Origin of the sequence: Dictyobacter arantiisoli, assembly GCF_008326305.1 — a bacterium.
Lineage (GTDB): Bacteria > Chloroflexota > Ktedonobacteria > Ktedonobacterales > Ktedonobacteraceae > Dictyobacter > Dictyobacter arantiisoli.
The window spans coordinates 22,682-41,839 of sequence record NZ_BIXY01000029.1 but is presented as its reverse complement, the minus strand read 5'-3'; the positions used below and the strand labels follow the sequence as shown (position 1 = coordinate 41,839).

Here is a 19,158-nt window from a genome sequence, read left to right as displayed (position 1 = left end):
GGTAGCATGACCACAGACGTGCAGGACAAGGGCAGACATGTGAAAGATGTCTCTGCTGAACAGAGCACACCTGTTATCTCACTTGAACAGGTCCAGATACGCCTGGGCAAGCAGATTATCCAGGAAAATATTAATTTGAGCGTACAAAGTGGTGAGTTTGTCACGATTCTGGGGCCTAATGGAGCGGGCAAGAGCACGCTCTTAAAACTGTTGCTGGGCCTGATCAAACCCAGCGCGGGCAAGATTCAAGTATTAGGGAAACTCCCCCATCGAGGAAATACTGATATTGGTTATGCGCCCCAACATCGTACACTGGAGGCGGATTTAGCCTTACGGGCACGCGATGTGGTTGGCTTTGGACTGGATGGTCATCGTTGGGGACCCGGTTGGCCCAATCGTAAGCGTAACGCGATCATCGAGCAGGCACTGGAAGAAGTGGATGCCTTACACTTTGCGAACGCACCGGTAGGACAATTATCTGGTGGAGAACAGCAACGCCTGTTGATCGCACAAGCACTCCTGACAAATCCTCGTCTTTTATTGCTCGATGAGCCACTCTCAAATCTCGATATTACGCGTGGACAGGAAATTGTGGCCCTGGTCAATCATGTCTGCCGGGCACGGAATGTGGCAGTATTGCTGGTTGCGCACGATATTAATCCACTGCTCAATGTAGTGGATAAGGTTATTTATGTGGCGAATAAACGGAGCACCATTGGTACTCCTGATGAGGTCATCACCACTGAATCGCTTACCCGCTTGTATGGTTCTCCGGTTGAGGTGGTGAAAGCATTGGGGCGGATGTTTGTGGTTGGCGCGGAAATATGAGGCTAGCATGATCAATTCAATCATAGACTCTCTTCAATATGAATTTGTGCGCAACGCCCTGCTGGCGGGATCGTGTATCGCGATTGTAGCAGCGGTGGTGGGCTATTTTCTGATCGCACGCGGGCTAACCTTCGCAGGACATGCCTTACCAAATATTGGCTTTGCCGGGGCTGCCGGGGCAGTATTGCTGGGCATCAGTCCTATCTATGGACTGTTTGTCTTTACCATCGTGGCTGGCATCGTCATCGCATTACTGGGCAAAGAGGTACGTGAGCGTGATATCTCGATTGGGGTCATCATGACACTGGCACTGGGATTGGGCGTGATGTTTCTCTCGCTTTACTCAGGCTATGCCGAACGTGTTTACGGCGTGCTCTTTGGTAGCATCCTGGGCATCAGCCATAGTGACGTCTGGATTATGGCAGTGACTTGCTTGCTCACCTTGCTTGCCATTCTGCTGCTCTATCGCCCACTCTTATTTAGCTCGTTTGATCCTATGGTCGCGCTGGCACGCGGACTTCCGGTGCGTATGCTGGCAATTATCTTCATGATTCTGACGGCTATTGCAGTGTCGGTCTCGATTCAGATCGTTGGCGCACTTCTCGTGTTCACCTTGCTGGTGGGTCCGGCAGCGACCGCCGTCCGTCTTGCGCATCGTCCTGTCTGGGCACTTCTGATCGCCGTGATGCTGGGACTGAGCTATATGTGGGGGGGCATCCTGCTGGCTGTCGCCAACGGTATCTGGCCGGCCAGTTTTTATATCGCAACCATCTCATTTATTGTCTATCTGATAGCGCGCGTCGTCTCACCTTACTGGATAGGGCAAAAACGCCGTTCCCAGGCGGGCCGCGATCCAATAGCACATTCGCTAGCCAGTACACAGTTCGCCCATGAAAGCACCTCATCCACTATCATTGAGCCTGCCGAGCGTAGATAAAAGAGGTAGATAAAAAGCAGCATGCTAGAATTATTAAAACAGGAATTTGTCCAAAACGCCTTTTTAGCGGGCACGATTGTCGCTATCATTGCAGCCTGTATGGGCTATTTTGTCGTGTTACGCTCACAAACCTTTGCCAGTGAGGCACTCTCAGATATTGGTTTTGCGGGAGCTACGGGAGCGCTTATCTTTGGTTTCAGTTCGCTCATTGGTATGCTCATTTTCTCTTTGATCTCTGCCCTGGGCATGGGAGCTCTTGGAGAGCGTATCCGTGGCCGCGATGTTGAGATTGGAATGGTCCTTTCTTTTGCCCTGGGACTGGGAGCCCTGTTTCTGACCGTCTATACCCAGACGGGTAGCGCCAGCGCTAATAGCTCAGGATTGGGTATTCTCTTCGGTTCTATCTTAAGTGTACAACGCTCGGATGTCATGACAACCTTTATCTGCGGTATTATTATCCTGCTGCTCCTGACCATTCTTTATCGGCCCCTGCTCTTCTCATCTATTGATCCAATGGTGGCGCAGACGCGTGGTGTGCCGGTCCGTTTCTTGTCGATGGCTTTCTTGCTGATGCTTTCCGTCACTATTTCAATCTCGATCCTGGTCGTGGGAGTTTTATTGATCATTGCGCTCTTGATCGCGCCCGCAGCAACAGCGCTCCGTTTGACTCATCGTCCCGGCACATCCCTCACTCTGGCGATTACCCTCAGCCTGTTCATCACCTGGGGTGGTCTACTACTGGCCTTCACAGGAAGCTTCGGTCATTATCTGCCTGTTGGCTTCTATATCGCCACACTGGCCGCGCTCCTCTATTTTAGCGCCGTGCTGGTCAATCGCCTGGGATTGGTCCATGTCGTCAGGTGCGAGCCAATAGTCCCTTGCTGTGGCGATAAAGAAGAGCACACAGCACCGCTGTATTAAGAGGAGAGAAAGCGCATTAAACTATCCAGTACAGATATCACATGTGGGATAAAACCAGGGCTGGCGCGCTCCGTCACGAATCCTGGAGACGCAGAAACCAGTCCGGATGTGGTAGACTATAAGTAGACAACAAACAGGTATTAGCCGAGCATAGCATACTTAATTACCGTGAAACAGCCAAAAAGCACAATCTGCAAGAAATTTTATGTGCACACTAAAAATGGAGAAATAGCAATGTCAACGGAGATAGGGGATAAAATTTTAGCAGCTTTTGAGGAAATGAGCCAGCGTAATACTCGTCCACGTCGCCTCATCGCAGAACGGCTGGTTGAACTCGCCCAGAAAGGGGATGATTTCACGACTGATGATCTCTGGCAAGAGTTACGTGCCATCGAACCTACCATTGGGCGCGCCACCGTCTTCCGCTCTATCGAAAAGTTGGTCGATCAAAGTTTGCTGGATCGCATCGAATTCGCCGATGGATCACATCATTATCGCGTGTGCGGAGGCACACATCATCATCACCTGACCTGCACGAAGTGTCATCGTGTGGTCGAGGTTCATCTCTGCCTGCCAGCCGAACAGCTCCATGCCATTGGAGATCAAACCAACTTTCAAATTGAAGGCCATGCGCTCTCATTGTTTGGTCGTTGCCAGAACTGCCGCCAGTAATGCTGCGGCTCCTTATGCCGCAAGCCACAATAGTGTTATCCAGTACGCTGCAGGCAGTACTCAACTACGCGCACAATGATCATCATGACCATATAACTGCTCCTATAGCGATCCATACAGACCCATCAGCCTCGCCTCCGAATTGCTGAGTACCTATTTATGGCTTTTGTACGTAAAAATAGCACAGGCTCATTCTCTGCGCGAGTCACCTATGCCGTCGTCACCAACCATACCCAGCAATACGTATAATGAACGATGTCGATGAGCAGTATGGGCTATTTCATCACGAAGCTTACTCTGAGGAAAGGAACCTATACAGTATGGAGTATCGCTATCAGCCAGAGCACATTATCAGACATGCTGACCGCATACCTGATGTTAAGAAAATAGCGGTCCTACGAGCGAATGCGTTAGGAGATTTCATTTTCGTCTTGCCAGCTCTCCAGGCCCTCCATCACACCTATCCCGAAGCTGAAATTGTATTACTTGCCAAAGCCTGGTGCGCCACCTTTATGCAAGCGCGTCCATCTCCCATTGACCGTGTTATTGTCGTACCACCTTTCGGAGGCGTAAGTGAGGAGCCAGGCTATCGGGAAGATCCGCTAGAGATGGCTGACTTCTTTGCAAAAATGGAACAGGAACACTTCGATCTGGCCTGCCAGTTCCACGGTGGTGGGCGTTACTCCAATCCTTTTATCCAACAACTCGGCGCGCGTATCACGATTGGATTGCGCGCCGAGGATGCACCAGCGCTGGATCGCTGGCTCCCTTATATTCTATTGCAGCATGAAGTGGTACGGTATCAGGAGGTCGCCAGCCTCGTGGGAGCACCGCGTGAGAGCTATCTCATTCCTCAATTGACCGTGACGCGTGAGGATCTCGCAGCATCGTTTCAGCTTGTACCTGAAGAGCGTACTCCCCTGGCGGTACTGCATCCGGGAGCGAGCGATCCCAGGCGTCGCTGGCCTGCGGATAAATTTGCCAGCGTTGGAGATGCTCTGGTAGCTGCCGGAGCCCAGATCCTGGTAACCGGCAACGAGGCGGAAAAAGACCTCACTGCCAGCGTAGTAGAACAGATGCATGCACCAGCCCGTGATCTGGGCGGCAAGCTTTCGCTTAAAAAACTTACCGGCTTGCTTGCACGCAGCCACATCCTTGTTTCTAACGATACGGGGCCGCGCCATCTGGCTGACGCTATCGGGACCCCTACAGTTGGCATCTACTGGTGCTTTAATATGATCACTGCCAGTCCGCTCACACGTGAGCGCAATCTACCCCTTGTCTCCTGGCAGACAGACTGTCCTCTCTGCGGTGAAAGTTATCTCACCAAAAATTGCCAGCATCAAGCATCGATAGTTTCAAATATTACCACTGATGAAGTGATACAAGCAGCCTTGAAGCTATTCACAGCTCAAGCCTGACTTCAAGGCTGGCAGGCGCTTGCGCGCCTGCGCCCTTTTTAGTGCGTGGTGCAGGAAAGGTGCTGTGCACCTTTCCTGCACCACGCACTAAAAACTGTTTTGAGCACCGCAGGTGCGAAAACTCATGCACAGATATTGTGGAGATCATGGGAGCCTGATACTCTTTATGACGAGGATCAGTCTCCCTTTTCATGGCCTAATTTTAGCAGCGTGAAACGTATAAAGTGGGAACAAGCTCGAAGTATCAGCGATTGGAAATGAAAGCTGGAGAGAAACAGATATAGAGCCACAACCACCGACCCTCTGACTATTCTCCTAGTGAAGCAACACTGTAGTGACATATACACATGCATAATCGTTCTATAGCGAGAGATGAAGCCATTTTACCCGCCAATCGGCTATGAGAGTTTACTATAATTATGAATGCCATACAATTTATGCAAATCTGCTGGTTATTACTCGTCTTTGCTATCTGCCTGCTCGGTAGCCTGTTGCTGTGTGGGGTCGCACGGAAACTATTCCCGACTTTTCGCAGTGGAGAACATAAGCCAGGTACCCATCGCACGGATATGCCCACCAGTGGTCGCGAGATCAAGACAGTTGAATTGCCCCTGGTTGGTGGGCCAGCCTTTATTATCGCGATTATTGGTACCGGCATTGCCGCTGGTTATCTCTTCCATCTCAGTCAGGCACAGTGGTCGCTACTCTTGATCGCGCTTGGAGCTACACTGTGTTATGGGATTGTAGGATTCCTGGATGACTGGCGCAAGGTCTACCGTAATCAGGGATTGTCAGAAGCAGCCAAGTTTTCTGGTATCTTTGCGGTCTCGATTGCCGCCGCCATTGGCTACTTCTTCCTGTTTCCAGGTGGACAAGAATCATACAGCCTCTGGAAAGATTTGCCTTTTCTGGGACGGCTGATCTGTGGTAATCCAAACATCGGTGATCATCCCTGCCTGGTTGTGTTTCCGCAGACTGCCTTCTTTGGTTGGTTCATTTTTCTCATATTGCTGACGGCTTGTACCGGAACAGCAACATCTGTGGCAGTTGATTTTAGCGATGGCTTCGATGGATTGGCTGGCGGCCTGGTTTTCAGTGCTGCTCTGGCCCTGGCCCTGGCAATTACAGGACGTCTGGACGATCTGGCTCATCACCCTGAGGGGATTGTCCTGGAAGTACTGGCAATGTTGTGCGCTGGCAGCGTGCTGGGATTTCTACCCTGGAACTGGCCCTCTTCCTGGGCCGCACGCCGCAGTGCTGGATCAAAACGGCACGCGAAGATCTATATGGGCGATAGCGGCGCTCTGGCGCTTGGCGGTTTGCTGGCCTTAATTGCCATCTTCTCACGTAACGAAATTCTGCTTCTCACCACTATCGGCAGTGTCTTCGTCCTGGAAGCCCTCTCGGTCATCATCTCCACACGTATCCTGACACCGCTCTATCGCAAACGACTCAAGATTTTACGCTTCGCCAACACCAGTCAGTTTGTGCCACATACTGAGTTCCCTTTACCTTTCCTGGCAGCACCGCTGCATCATCACTTTGATCTGCTGGGTTGGGATCGCAAACGGCTCGTCTATGGAGCCTGGATGCTTGGGGCCATTTTTGCTTCGCTCAGTGTGTTTATCTCGGTGGATACAATCGTCTGGCAGCGCTATATGGCCCGCTTCCTGGGCTTTATACTGATGGGGATTATCTGGACCAGTGGAACCTGGACCAAAAACTACTTTGTTGGCAAGCAAGCTATGTCAGGACTTAAGCGCCATCAGCGTCTCGCCCTTTACTATGGCTATCCGCTCGAGGTACTGGGCGTCAAACTCTATCATCATGTCGAGAATATCGAAGCCAGCGAAGATATGATCGAAACGCCCACTGAAGATATCGCGCTCTGGCAGCGTATGAGCATCTTTGACGCTCGCTCCATGCTAGGCCTCTATTGCTACCGGGCAGGCTATTATCCAGCGGCCCTGGCACAATGGAATCGTATCCCGGAACGCAACCGCCTGTTACGACCAGAAATCGCCTTGTTACTGGCGGAAGTGGATAATCGACTGGCCCTTGAAAAACAGGAGACGCAACCACTCAAGCGCGACCAGCTTCGCGAAAGGATACAAGAGGTGCAAGAGCCTATCCTGACCGGAAATCTGCCACCCGCAGATATGCCAAACCCGCACGAGCCGATCCGTCCCGAAGAAATCAGCGATGGCAACACCAGAAGCCCGTGGAAAACGCTGCTACCTGATAATAAAAATGAAGCCAATGAAAACTGATCAGGCAATCTCACATTGAAGCCCTGCTATGGCATAATAATAGTCAGGAACTATAGAGATACATAGAATAGGAAGAGCTTATATGACTGATCAACTTATCGCACAGACTGCTTCACATATGATTGATTTACCTGCTGGACGCTTTCATTATCTCAGCTGGGGAGCAGAACAAAAGGACCGCCCGGCATTTGTACTATTACATGGCATTACCAGTTCAGCACATAGCTGGGTGCGGCTGGGACCTGCCCTGGCGAATCGCTTCCGTGTCTTTGCGCTAGACATGCGCGGTCATGGTGAAAGCATTCAACCAGCGCCCGGAACCTATAGCCTGCACGATACAGCTAACGATGCGGCAGCTTTCATCCAGGCTCTCGATCTGCAAGATCCTTATCTGTTAGGACACTCCTGGGGCGGGGCCACAGCCATCATGCTTGCCAGTGAAGTCACCAACGACTATCCCAGTTTACACTTCACCAGGATTATCCTTGAAGATCCTGCCCATAATATGGGTACAGGTGATCCTGTCAAACGGGCAAGCTACTTCACTGGTGACATCGGTAAGCCCGACGATCAACTCCGCGCCGAAGTGCGTATCAAGAATCCAGCCTGGAGCGAAGCGGATATTGAAAGCAAAATCTATGCTAATCGCCATGTCAATCGCGAGGCCGTCATCAGCGTATTCAAGGATACCGACCGCGAAGGCGAACTCTTACCATTATTAAGCAAACTATCAGCCCCAACGTTGCTTGTGCGCGCCGATCCGGCCCTGGAATCAACCTTCACGGATAGCGCATGGGAAGAGGCAAAAAAACTCCTGCCCGGCCATAGCACGGCAATCCAGATTCCTGGGGCTAGCCATAATATTCATCGCAACAAATTTGATGAATTCTTACAGGCTATCAACGCATTCCTGCAAGCATAAGGCAGCACCTTTGAACACGCTTTTATGCAAAGCCTCTATTGCAGAACAGGTCCTTTTCATTTACAAAGTGTTTGTTTCCCACTCCCATCAGGTTCTTACTGTTTGACCTGCTGGCAGGCGCATGCGCGCCTGCGCCTTTTTTATCATGTGATGTAGAAAAGGTTCTTCGAACCTTTTCTACATCACATGATAAAAAATCTGTTTGAGCACCATTGGTGCGAAAACTCATGTACAGAGATCGTGGAGAACATGGGAGTCAAACACTTTGTTAGCTCGACTTTGTACATTTTTGAAAACGTGAGCTCGAAAATGCGTCGCACTCGCCCTTTTTCGCAGGCTCAAAAGCCTAAAAATGTACAATGTCGAGGTTAAAATGCTCATATTCCATTACTATTCGGTGCGATCTTGAGGAGAGTGGTTGCAATATTTCAGCAACAGTACAGATTTTTATGTTATAGTAGGTATAGAAAACCCTGTACCGTTAAGCAACGAGGTAAATTATGATGCTTCCACTTTCCATCTGGGCTCCCTTTGGTAAAGAGGCATGGGACACAGGGCGCAAAGCCATTGAGTCCGGTGCCTTTGTCTTTGTTCATACCCCCGAAGATCGAGCATTTATCGACTTAAAACTGTATGGTTCTAAACAGGCACGTCGTGCCCTGGTGCGCTTATGTAACGCACATCCTCTCACACCCGCCCACCAGGTCCAGCTCACACACATGTATATTCATGCATTTGTAAATGGCGCGCTCGATCAGATTCTCTCCGCACAACAACCGCCCTCCTGGTAAATAATCGCTCTATCTTCTTTGAATGGTCGATTCTACCCCTAAAATACAGAGTAATGATGCAATTATGACCTATAAAAATGGTGCATCCATTGTTGGATGCACCATTTTTATAGGTCATAATTGCTTTATTTGTCGTTAGCTTTGAGGATAGTGATGGCTTCGGTGATATGCTTCTCTGGTGAGAATAACGATGAGAAAACGTGAAGAACGATACCATCTTTGCCGATGACAAATGTCACACGACCAGGCAAAACACCAAATTTTTCGGTGTTCTCATCTTTGACCCCATAACGTTTGCGAACCGCAGCACCATTGTCACTGACCAGGATAAAGGGCAGCTTATATTTGGATGCAAATTGCTGGTGTGACGCGGTATCATCAGAGCTGATCCCGATTACCTCTGCACCCACATCTTTAAATGCTTCATAGCTATCACGGAATGTACAGGCTTCAGCAGTACATCCAGGAGTATCATCTTTAGGATAGAAATAAAGCACAACAGCCTCTTTGCCCTGAAAATCCTTCAGGCTCACCTGTTTGCCATCTTGTGTCGGTAAGCTAAAATCGGGCGCAATATCGCCTACTTTGATACCGCCATCAGCAGCTTGTGTACTCATCTGGTATCTCCTCTTTCGTTTATGATCAGTGGATTATATTCAGCAAATTTTTCAAACAGTCGTTCGATCCACTTCAATCCGCTCTACAAACGGGGTTGCAAGGGGCGGCTAGCCCCTTGCCGGGGTTACAGGGGTGTCCCCTGTCCTTTTTCTTTTTCCTCGCGCCGCCGCAGGCGGCGTGCAAAAAGGGGAAAAGAAGTATGTGGGGACACCCCACACCCCGGCAGAAGGCTTCGCCCTCTGCACTCCCATTGTAGCGAACGTTTGTTTCAAAAGTTCGGGATAATCGATGCTAGTAATTAGAAAACAACATTGATGCCGCATCTATTCCTTATCCTGCTGGTAGAGCCATTATTAACAAAGATGCGGCACTGGTGGTGAGAACTGAACTATTTATTTAAGAGCGGAAGCACTTCATGAGTCAACAACTCAAGCGTCGTAGGATCAGGAAAACCGCCCGCCGAGAGCATAAAGTAGCTGAGACCATGCTCAACTAGCTCGTGTAGCTGTTCCGCAACCTGCTGGGGCGTCCCCGTAATTCCCGGTCCAAAGGGACTGGGATCCTTTTCAACCAGCTCTTTCAATTTCTGTTCGTTAGGCGCACAAGAACATCTGATCATTGCGGTACGCTTGACGGTAGCAGGATCTCTTCCGATGGCCTCACAGGCAGCATCAAGCATTTTTGTTTGCTCTTGCAAGCTCTGGATATCCTTAAAACCAGTATTCCACCAATCAGCATGACGAGCCACCAGACGCATCATGCGAGGTTGGAAGGCAGCCACCATAATGGGTGGTAGAGGATCGGGTTTGGGCTGGCAGAAAGCATTGGTCACCTGGTGATATTTCCCCTCAAAAGTAACATGATCTTCGCGCCAGAGCGCCTTCATAATCTGTAACGCCTCGTCCAATTCCGTGACACGCTGCCCAGGTGCCGGGAATGGGATATGGTAGGCAATACATTCAGCCTCATTCCAGCCCGCGCCAATCCCGGCAATGAAGTTGCCCTGACTCATAAATTGGAAGGTTGCGCACATTTTTGCCAGCAAAGCAGGATTACGAAATAGCTGGCAGAGCACGATATGACCATATTTCAGATCTGGTTGTAGCGCGGCCAGATAGGTCAAGGCTGTCCAACCTTCCAGAAAGGGCTGATCATCAAATTGCAGATGATCAGGAAACCAGACCGAATCAAAATGACCAGCAATCATTGCCAGTCCCTGACGCAACTGCTGTAGGAATTCTTGCCGATGAGCATTATCGCTACCAACGGGAACCATCCATCCAAAATCAACCTGAGCCATAAAAATCCTTTCATATCTACTTCTAGATGCTTCTTCTCTTATGATACTTGTTCTGATCAAGGTAACATCCATGAAAAAGCAGAGACGCTGTAATGGCCATTCATAAGATCCCTCTTTTTTCACGTATATAGTGTTCTGACTGGCTTCATTTGAAAGGTTCAAGCGGGATTGCATCTCCTGCACCCCTGCCCTTCAAATGAAGCTTGACAGAGTAATAGCGGCTATCTTGTAATCGCTGCTTCTGCTTTTTGCGTGGAATGGCGTACTTCTTTACCGCGCACAAGCGAGGTAAGAATACCGATGGCGGCAACTCCCGCACAGGTCAAGAAAGCGGCATGAAAACTGTTAACAAAGGTCTGTTGCAGCGCCGCGGTCTGAATGCCGCTCTTGCCAGAAGACAGGATCGCACCTGCAGTGGCACCGCCCAGGCTCGTAAAGACCGCTCCCGCCAGCGCAATACTGACACTTTGTCCTATTGTGCGACTGGTAGCAAGGAAACCAGAGGCGCTCCCTTGATGCTCTCTGGGCGCAGCACCCAGGAGGGCACTGTTATTCGGCGATTGAAAGATAGCCTGTCCCACACCGATAAGAAAGAGCCGCCAGACAATATCAAAGATGCTGCTGTGTGCATTAAGAAAGCTCACCAGTACCAGACCGATACAACAAATGGTCAGTCCGCCCGCGGCCAGCCAGCGCGTACCAATGCGATCAGCCAACGCACCGCTAAAGGGAGCGATAAAGGCGATGGCAAGCGGCATGGGCGTCAGCAATAATCCAGAAAGTTGGGTTGAAAAACCGCGCAGTTCCTCAAGATAGAATGGCATCATAAAGCCCACGGCGAAGAGGGCCAGGGTACCGAGGAGCAAGCTCAAAATTGAGGATGTGAAGACGCGATTTTTTAATAGTGAAAGCACGATAACCGGCGTGCCAACATGCATCTCAACGTAGGGCAAAGCAAGCAGACTCAAAATCCCTATGCTTAAAAGAGTCAGGATAAGTGGCGAGAGCCAACCAAGCTCCACACCAAATGAGAGAGCGGCGGTAATACAGGCCAGACCAATAGCAAGGAGCAAAGCGCCCAGAGGATCAAAGTGGGCTTCATTGTGCTGGATGCCGCCTTTAAGTACGATAAAGGTGGCAATCAGACCAATGATGCCCATAGGCAAATTGACAAAAAAGATCCAGCGCCAGGATAACGCACCGGTGAGGAAACCGCCAAGAACCGGCCCCACACTGATTCCCAACGAGACGGTGATGGCATTTAAACCTAATGCACGACCTCGTTCATGAGTCGGGAAAGCGCCAGTAATCATAGCGGGACCAACAGCCATCGTAAGAGCACCACCGATACCCTGTACAGCGCGAGCAATGATTAAGATGGGCAGTGTCGGCGCCAGGCCGCAGCAGGCTGAGCTGACAGTGAAAATAATCAGGCCGCTAACCCAGATAACTTTTTTCCCCAACATATCAGCCAGACGTCCAGCCGTCAGCATAATTGCAGCGGTAGCTACCAGATAGGCGATAACAACCCATTCTACCTCGCCACTCAGTGGTACACCGAACTCATGCGCAATGGAGGGTAAACTGATATTGACAATTGATGAATCCAACGTTGCCATAAAAGTACCAATAGCGGCAACGATCAAAATGGCCCATTTATTATTTGAAGCTCCTGGCGGCGAAATTTGACCACCCGGGACAGAAGAAGGCACGGGTCGACTACTAAGCGTTGAAGGATTTTGTGCATGTTGTTTCATCTCATGTTTCCAATTTCCAGATAATTGATTGATAAATTTGAAGTAATTACTCTATTGTATAATAAAGTAGCTGTATAGACCATGGGCAAAGTGGGATAAAATCTTGCGTGAGCCATGCTTTTGATATTCATAACTATCCATGTTACAATCTCATCTAGATGGAATTTATTCCTTGCAGAAATTTCAAGCAATACTTCAATTTATTCATGACATTCATATACCTCATTCAGAATAGAGAAGGACTTCTATGCCAAACGCAAGAGACAAGCAAAAGATCCAACGTGCCTGTACGCGCTTCCTGAATAACCATTATCCCTCTACACCCCGGGAGGTATTACGCTCCCTGATTGATACAACTGGATCGGATGAGCGATCCGATATCTATGGCGGAGGCAAGTTGATTGCCGATTTTGAAGCCGATGTGGCTCGCTTATTGGGTAAAGAAGCAGCAGTATTTATGCCCAGCGGAACAATGGCACAGCAGATCGCCGTACGGATCTGGACAGATCGTAAACATATACCGCTAGTAGGGTATCACGCAACCTCGCATCTGGAACTTCATGAATTCCAGGCGGCGCAACGCCTGCATGGTATATCTAGCCGCTTAATCGGATCTCCTTATCAGTTAATTACAGTAGCGGACCTTGAAGCCGTTGCCGAACCATTGGGAACACTATTGCTTGAATTGCCACAGCGCGAGATTGGTGGTCAACTTCCTTCCTGGCAGGATTTGACCAGCCTCACGAGTTGGGCACGCGAGCGTGGGATACCTATCCATCTGGATGGAGCACGCCTCTGGGAATGTAAACCCTACTATCAACGCGAGTACGCTGAGATTGCCGGATTATTTGATACTGTCTACGTCTCGTTTTACAAAAGTTTAGGCGGCATTGCAGGTGCGATACTGGCGGGTCCAGCCGACGTTATCGCTGAAGCAAAAATCTGGCAACGCCGTCATGGAGGCAATCTTTTCGCCCTGTATCCCTATATTCTGGCAGCCCGCAAAGGATTTAACGAGCGGCTAGAGCGCATGGAATCATATTATGAGAAGGCCAGGGACATCGCCGCCGCGCTGGCCGTAATCCCACAGATCGAAATCATGCCGGGTGTGCCTCAAACCAACATGATGCATATTTTCCTACGCGGAGGTGCCACTGCATTGGTTGAAGCTGCCCTCGATATTGCTGAAGAGACCAATATCTGGCTATTTGGTGCCGTCTCTCCTACACAAATCCCAGCCTATCAAAAAATCGAACTCGCTGTTGGAGATGCCACAATGGACCTGTCAACCGTAGAAATCGTTAGCCTCTTCCAACTCCTTTTCAAAAAAATCGATCAATCCCAGACTGAGCCTGCTCCTATGGACTAAATACAAACGAGGATCAGCGGGAGCCAAAGGAATCTGCCACCTGATAGCGCAAATTTGATTCTGCCGATCCTCGTATCCTGTTGCTAATTCATCAGATATCCCTTTTATATGCTCGAATTCGTGTATTCGAATTCCTACGGTAAAATGATATTGTAAATGCCTATGAAACAATTTTTCTCGCTCCGCGATCGTCTACAGCTACCTCTCTGGTTATGCATCATACTGCTCATTGGTGCACTGGTCCGGGTTTGGTTACTGATCAACATTCCTGCATTTACCGCATATGCTTTCTGGTCACAATCCTTACCGGCGCTACTCCTCTCACTCTGTTTAGTTGGTCTGACGTGGCTTTTTGCTGGACAACTAGCTGACCGCGCCCGGTTATCGACGCGTGGGAAAGAGCGCTTGATGGTAATGTCGACACTCAGCGCAGCTGCACCTCCGCTTTACGCCACCGAGCAAGGATTAACATTCTGGCATGGAGTGAGTACAAACGCACTTCTGGTCGCTATACTATGGCTCCTCTTCTGCGTTTTTCGATTGACACAGCGCTGGCAAGACGAAATATCCAGGTGTGAATTACTGCTACGCTTCCTCGGCATTGGACTACTCAGTGGCTTGCTTCTCAGTTTAAACATCCTGGCATGTGCCACTTTACTCACTGGCCTACACTGGATGTGCACCCATCCACCCACTACCCATAAGTGGCAGCGCTTAACATCCGCTACCAGTATCCTAACTCCTCCCAGTTTCACTTCACGTTTACACACAAGAATATTTCAGCTTACCAGCCTCCCACTTCTTTTTATTGGCTATCTCATGCTTGTCGGTCTACTGAATATGCTCATACCATCGCCTATCCTTGCTAACTTCAATCCGCACGATGCAAGTGAGCAGCTTATCACTGTGCTTCCATTTTTTTGCGGGACTTTCTTCGCCTTACCATATATGATCACGCAATATCAACAGGAACATACACCATCAACGCCTCTGCATCCAGCTAAAGTTGTACTCATTCACAGCCTGTTTCTCGCCTTTGTTCTTCTCTACTTCGGTTTACAATGCTACTCCTACATTACCGCCAGCGCAATAGGAATTCCGCCTATATAAAAACAGATCTCAGTCCCGATGCACCCACTGTCAACCAATCTACCTTAGCGATCCTTATCCTCAATACTTAGCAACAAAAACCATAATAAAGCCAAAAATGCACAAAAAAGAGCAGGATGCGACTGCGATCACATTCTACTCTTTCACCAATGAACGAGACGAGCTATCACACAATCGTGAGTTGTGCAATTAACCGTGACGTCAGAAAAAGGCGACTTTTGTCATATACCACCAGTTTTTAATAGAAGGAGCAACCTCTGTCCAATTTCTATCTCAGGGCGTACTGAGAACCTGTCCAGGCGCATATCAGCCAGTGGTGTGATGACATTGCTTATCCGCTATATTCACTATCTTGTATATCAACTGTTCCGTTCTAAGGATACCCAATCCCCAACCAAAAGAAAAGCCTCATCAGGTATCATTTTCACATCATCCAGGTATCATTTTTCAGAATAAAGGTATCACTTCGCCATCTTTGCATTTTATGTAATATTTCGCTGTATTCACAACATAAGCAGATAAAATTTTCTTTGCAATAATGTTTTTCTGTATCGCTGCCATATTAGGCGCTTTGCCTATAGAAATTTTTAAATATTGGTGCTATAACTAATAGCGTGCTGCATCTAGTGCATAACAAAACATAGTAAGTGCAAGTTTAAAGCCTTTACAAATCGGTATACATTACAACTTGTGGTGGGGAGGACGCGCCGATGATAACAAAAAAGCCTGTTATGAGTGTTGGAAAGGCAGGAATATTCTGTGCTTTAGTGTATACTTCGCACATGGTATGCAAATGGCTTGAATCATCCCTGACGTCTCTTCTATCGTTTGCTTAGATGCTAAAGGACAATGATGTATGCTGCAAGATGGTAATGATGCCTTTTCACAACAATTTACCCGGAGACAGCTCTACTGGTATGTATTGCTGGCGCTGATGATAGTACTGCTGCCTGTCGGTCGATGGATAATTGATACCGGCCAGGTGGGTGCAATGAAGACGGCAGCGGCGGCTGGCGGTCCAGGAGCGCTTGCTTATTTTGATCTGGCACGCAAGGATTGTCTGGGAACAGCTCAAAATACGTCATCAAAAGTATGGTATACGGTGGCTGATGGAGTACTCAGCGATGTGTATTATCCAACTATCGATACTACGAATGTGAAGACGTTACAGTTCGTGGTGACGGATGGCCGTAGCTTTACGGATCTGCAAACGCGCGATATGACGTATACCGTGAAAGAGCTAAATGGCCCAGAGTTGGCATGTGAGGTGACTTCGACCGCGAAAAGCGGGAAGTATCGTATCGTGACTGATTATGTGACTGATCCACATCATAACACGGTCGTGCTAAATATTCGTTTTACGCCACTGACCGGCACAGTATCTGACTATAAGCTCTATATACGCTACGACGCAACCATCAATGGCAATGGCGGCGGTGGCACGGGCAATGGCGGGGCCGACAATGCGGCCATCGATACCTCGCAGGGGCGATCAATACCGATCTCCTATGATACAAATACAAAGACAAACGCTGCAAATCGGGATTATGCTCAACCTGTCTACAGTGCGCTGGATGCATCCCTACCCTTTAAACAGGCGAGTAGTGGTTTTGTAGATACCAGTAGTGATGGCTTACAACAGTTGGACACATCCCATATGTTGACGACGCTTACAAGCGATGCCATCGATGGCAATGTGGTGCAGACAACACAGGCGGATCTTTCCCATAAGGGGGATTTAACGCTGGCATTGGGCTTTGGTGAAACGCAAACTGCAGCCGTGCAGTCAGTCCGTGGTTCGCTAAATAGCAGTTTCGCAACTATTCTGGCACAATATACGGCTGGCTGGTTGCGCTATGATACGCAGTTAAAGATACCCCATCCACAGGCCGCGGAGGTAACGCAGAGCCATATCGATCCAGGCAAACTACTGCAGGAATATTATCTGAATGCCAATGTCATCAAGGCTTCCGAGGATAAAACATTTGCAGGTGCAATTGTCGCCAGTCTGGCATCTCCCTGGGGACAGGCTATCTCAGCCGGTGATCCCAATAATACGTACTTCGGCTCGTATCGCGAGATTTTCGCACGCGATCTCTATGAGACGTGGACCGCGCTCTATCTCGATGGCGATCTGAGTACAGCACGTGACGCGGTTAACTTTCTGTTCTATCATCAGCAACAGGCAGATGGCTCGATGCCACGCAATAGCCTGCTCAATGGCAAAACGGCCCCTGATTCGTTCAATACACAACTCGACGAGGCCAGCTATCCAATCATCATGGCCTATCAGATGGGCATGACGGATGCTACTCTGTATAAAAACCATATCAAAGCGGCCGCTAACTTTGTAATCAGCCATGGCCCATCCTATGGGGTGGAACGCTGGGAGGAGCAAGGTGGCTATTCTCCTTCTACAATTGCAGCAGAGATCGCGGGATTGGTCGCAGCGGCCGATATTGCCCAAAAGAACCACGATCTGCCAAGTGCCACTGTATGGCGCGGAGTAGCAGATGATTGGCAGCGCTCACTCAAAAGCTGGACCGTGACCGACAATGGTCCACTCTCAAAGCAACCCTACTTCATCCGTCTCTCCAAGACAGGTGATCCCAATATCGCCAATCCTTATAATCTCGGCAATGGTGGCCCTACATTGGATCAGCGCAGCGTCATCGATGCAGGTTTCCTAGAACTGGTTCGTCTAGGTGAATTATCCCCTCAGGATGCCGATATCGCCAATTCACTGGCTGTTGTGGATAAGACGATCAAGGTACAGACGGCAAGCGGGGCAGGTTGGGATCGCTATAACGGGGATGGTTATGGCGATGGTGCTAATGATGGACATCCCTGGGCGCCCGGTGGTAAGGGGGCAGGTCATATCTGGCCTGCATTGAGCGCGGAACGTGGCGAATATCAACTGGCAAATGGCGCGACAGGCACAGCACTATCACTATTAGCCAGTATGCAACAATTGAGCGGAGGCGTGGGGCTGATCCCAGAACAGGATTGGGATAGCGCAAATTTGGCTCCTTCTGCCTATGGAACTGATCCTACCACGGCGTCGATTGGCTTCCAAATTGGCAAACCTGACGGTTCGGCCAATCCTCTTACCTGGTCGACAGCTTCCTATGTTCGTCTGTTCAACGATATCGCCACACAGAAGATAGGTGAACAACCAGACGATACCTATCAGCGCTATGTCGCGCATAAAACCAGTCAGGCCCGGTTAACGATAACCTCGCCAGCTCAAAATTCAGCCGTCAGCGCTTCTCCGATCACAGTTACTGGCACAGGGACAGCAGGCGACACGATTGTTATCTCAGCCACCAATACTGATCAACAGAGCCAGACCAGTACAGCCATGATAAAAGTCGCCAGCAATGGTACATTTAAAACATCCATACCTGTCACAGGTGGTAACACCGTTTTGAATACGGTCGCGCTCAGCCCGCAGGGTGCGACGGCGCATGATCAACGTACCATTTACTATGATTACACAGCCGGTACGCTCCTCTTTGAGAGTCATGATCCAGGCAATGATGATTATGGTCCCGGAAATTATGCCTACCCAACTGCCGCAGATTTCCATGCAGGCGCGTATGATATTCAGGATTTCCGTGTCTATGATACTGGCGATACGATTGTCTTTAAATTGCAAACACGCGATCTGACACCAACCTTTGGTAGTGCGCTAGGGGCACAGTTAATCGACGTCTACGTGCATAATCCCAATGCCGCAGTGCTATCAACGGCCGCTGCATATCCACAGCGCAACTATACCCTGGCGCAGAGCGCAGCCTGGAGCCAGTTATTGGAGGTAGAAGGCTTCGGACAACGCTATATCGATGGGCAAGGCAAAACGCTGGGAAATATCACAATCAGCGCCAACGCAATCTCACGTACCATAACATTTAGTGTTCCCAAAGCCATCCTGGGTACCCCTACATCCAGCTGGGGATTCACTGTCACCCTGACCGGTCAGGATGGCTACAGCCCGGACCAGGCACGTGCCTTCACTACAACACCCGGTGCATACAGCTTTGGCATTTGCCAGACGGCGAATAATGATCCCCACTGTACGGTTGATCCAACTACAGTGCCCAAAATCATGGATACCCTCACACCTAACGGAGTTAGTCAATCCGACGAACTTGATTACACCAAGCATACAGTCGTGTTACAAGCGGTGACTATCCCATAATCCCAGGCGCCCTTCCCTCCTGGCGGAAGGGCGCTCTTATC

General features: G+C 49.5%; 14 protein-coding genes. 11 read left to right on the top strand and 3 right to left on the bottom strand.

Going from position 1 to position 19,158, the window contains the following annotated elements; translation table 11 throughout:
• Positions 1-6: 6 nt before the first annotated feature.
• The 8 genes from F1593_RS11475 (at position 7) to F1593_RS11440 (ending at position 8,762) form a co-directional block, all read left to right on the top strand.
• A complete protein-coding gene (locus F1593_RS11475; RefSeq protein ID WP_149401703.1) occupies positions 7-828 on the top strand; it encodes a metal ABC transporter ATP-binding protein in 822 nt (273 codons plus the stop codon).
• Positions 829-835: 7 nt separating this feature from the next.
• Complete coding sequence (locus tag F1593_RS11470) at positions 836-1,765, top strand: metal ABC transporter permease (protein ID WP_149401702.1); 930 nt, start codon at positions 836-838, stop codon at positions 1,763-1,765.
• A 21-nt stretch (positions 1,766-1,786) separates the two neighbouring features.
• A complete protein-coding gene (locus F1593_RS11465; protein ID WP_149401701.1) occupies positions 1,787-2,686 on the top strand; it encodes a metal ABC transporter permease in 900 nt (299 codons plus the stop codon).
• A 234-nt stretch (positions 2,687-2,920) separates the two neighbouring features.
• On the top strand, positions 2,921-3,358 hold the full coding sequence (locus F1593_RS11460) for a Fur family transcriptional regulator (RefSeq protein ID WP_149401700.1): 438 nt from the start codon (positions 2,921-2,923) through the stop codon (positions 3,356-3,358).
• 320 nt (positions 3,359-3,678) lie between these two features.
• Positions 3,679-4,779: a glycosyltransferase family 9 protein gene (locus tag F1593_RS11455; RefSeq protein WP_149401699.1), complete on the top strand. Its 1,101-nt coding sequence runs from the start codon at positions 3,679-3,681 to the stop codon at positions 4,777-4,779.
• A 419-nt stretch (positions 4,780-5,198) separates the two neighbouring features.
• Entirely contained in the window at positions 5,199-7,049 is a 1,851-nt protein-coding gene (locus F1593_RS11450; RefSeq protein ID WP_149401698.1) for an MraY family glycosyltransferase, read from the top strand.
• 82 nt (positions 7,050-7,131) lie between these two features.
• Complete coding sequence (locus tag F1593_RS11445; RefSeq protein ID WP_149401697.1) at positions 7,132-7,971, top strand: alpha/beta fold hydrolase; 840 nt, start codon at positions 7,132-7,134, stop codon at positions 7,969-7,971.
• Between the two features lie 500 nt (positions 7,972-8,471).
• On the top strand, positions 8,472-8,762 hold the full coding sequence (locus F1593_RS11440; RefSeq protein WP_149401696.1) for a hypothetical protein: 291 nt from the start codon (positions 8,472-8,474) through the stop codon (positions 8,760-8,762).
• A gap of 125 nt (positions 8,763-8,887) precedes the next feature.
• On the opposite strand, the gene F1593_RS11435 is transcribed toward F1593_RS11440, so the two are convergent.
• From F1593_RS11435 to F1593_RS11425, 3 genes are all read right to left on the bottom strand, one after another.
• Positions 8,888-9,379, bottom strand: a complete 492-nt coding sequence (locus tag F1593_RS11435; RefSeq protein WP_149401695.1) for a peroxiredoxin — start codon at positions 9,377-9,379, stop codon at positions 8,888-8,890.
• Positions 9,380-9,768: 389 nt separating this feature from the next.
• Complete coding sequence (locus tag F1593_RS11430) at positions 9,769-10,680, bottom strand: LLM class flavin-dependent oxidoreductase (protein ID WP_172632055.1); 912 nt, start codon at positions 10,678-10,680, stop codon at positions 9,769-9,771.
• 221 nt (positions 10,681-10,901) lie between these two features.
• Positions 10,902-12,437 carry an MFS transporter gene (locus tag F1593_RS11425; RefSeq protein WP_149401693.1) on the bottom strand — a complete coding sequence of 512 codons (1,536 nt, stop codon included), beginning with the start codon at positions 12,435-12,437 and terminating at the stop codon, positions 10,902-10,904.
• A 247-nt stretch (positions 12,438-12,684) separates the two neighbouring features.
• Between F1593_RS11425 and F1593_RS11420 the strand changes: the two genes are divergently transcribed.
• The 3 genes from F1593_RS11420 to F1593_RS11410 all read left to right on the top strand — a co-directional run bounded on the left by F1593_RS11420 (position 12,685) and on the right by F1593_RS11410 (position 19,117).
• Positions 12,685-13,806: a threonine aldolase family protein gene (locus tag F1593_RS11420; RefSeq protein ID WP_149401692.1), complete on the top strand. Its 1,122-nt coding sequence runs from the start codon at positions 12,685-12,687 to the stop codon at positions 13,804-13,806.
• Between the two features lie 156 nt (positions 13,807-13,962).
• A complete protein-coding gene (locus F1593_RS11415) occupies positions 13,963-14,916 on the top strand; it encodes a hypothetical protein (RefSeq protein WP_149401691.1) in 954 nt (317 codons plus the stop codon).
• A gap of 856 nt (positions 14,917-15,772) precedes the next feature.
• Positions 15,773-19,117: a glucodextranase DOMON-like domain-containing protein gene (locus F1593_RS11410; protein ID WP_235932554.1), complete on the top strand. Its 3,345-nt coding sequence runs from the start codon at positions 15,773-15,775 to the stop codon at positions 19,115-19,117.
• Positions 19,118-19,158 lie beyond the last annotated feature (41 nt).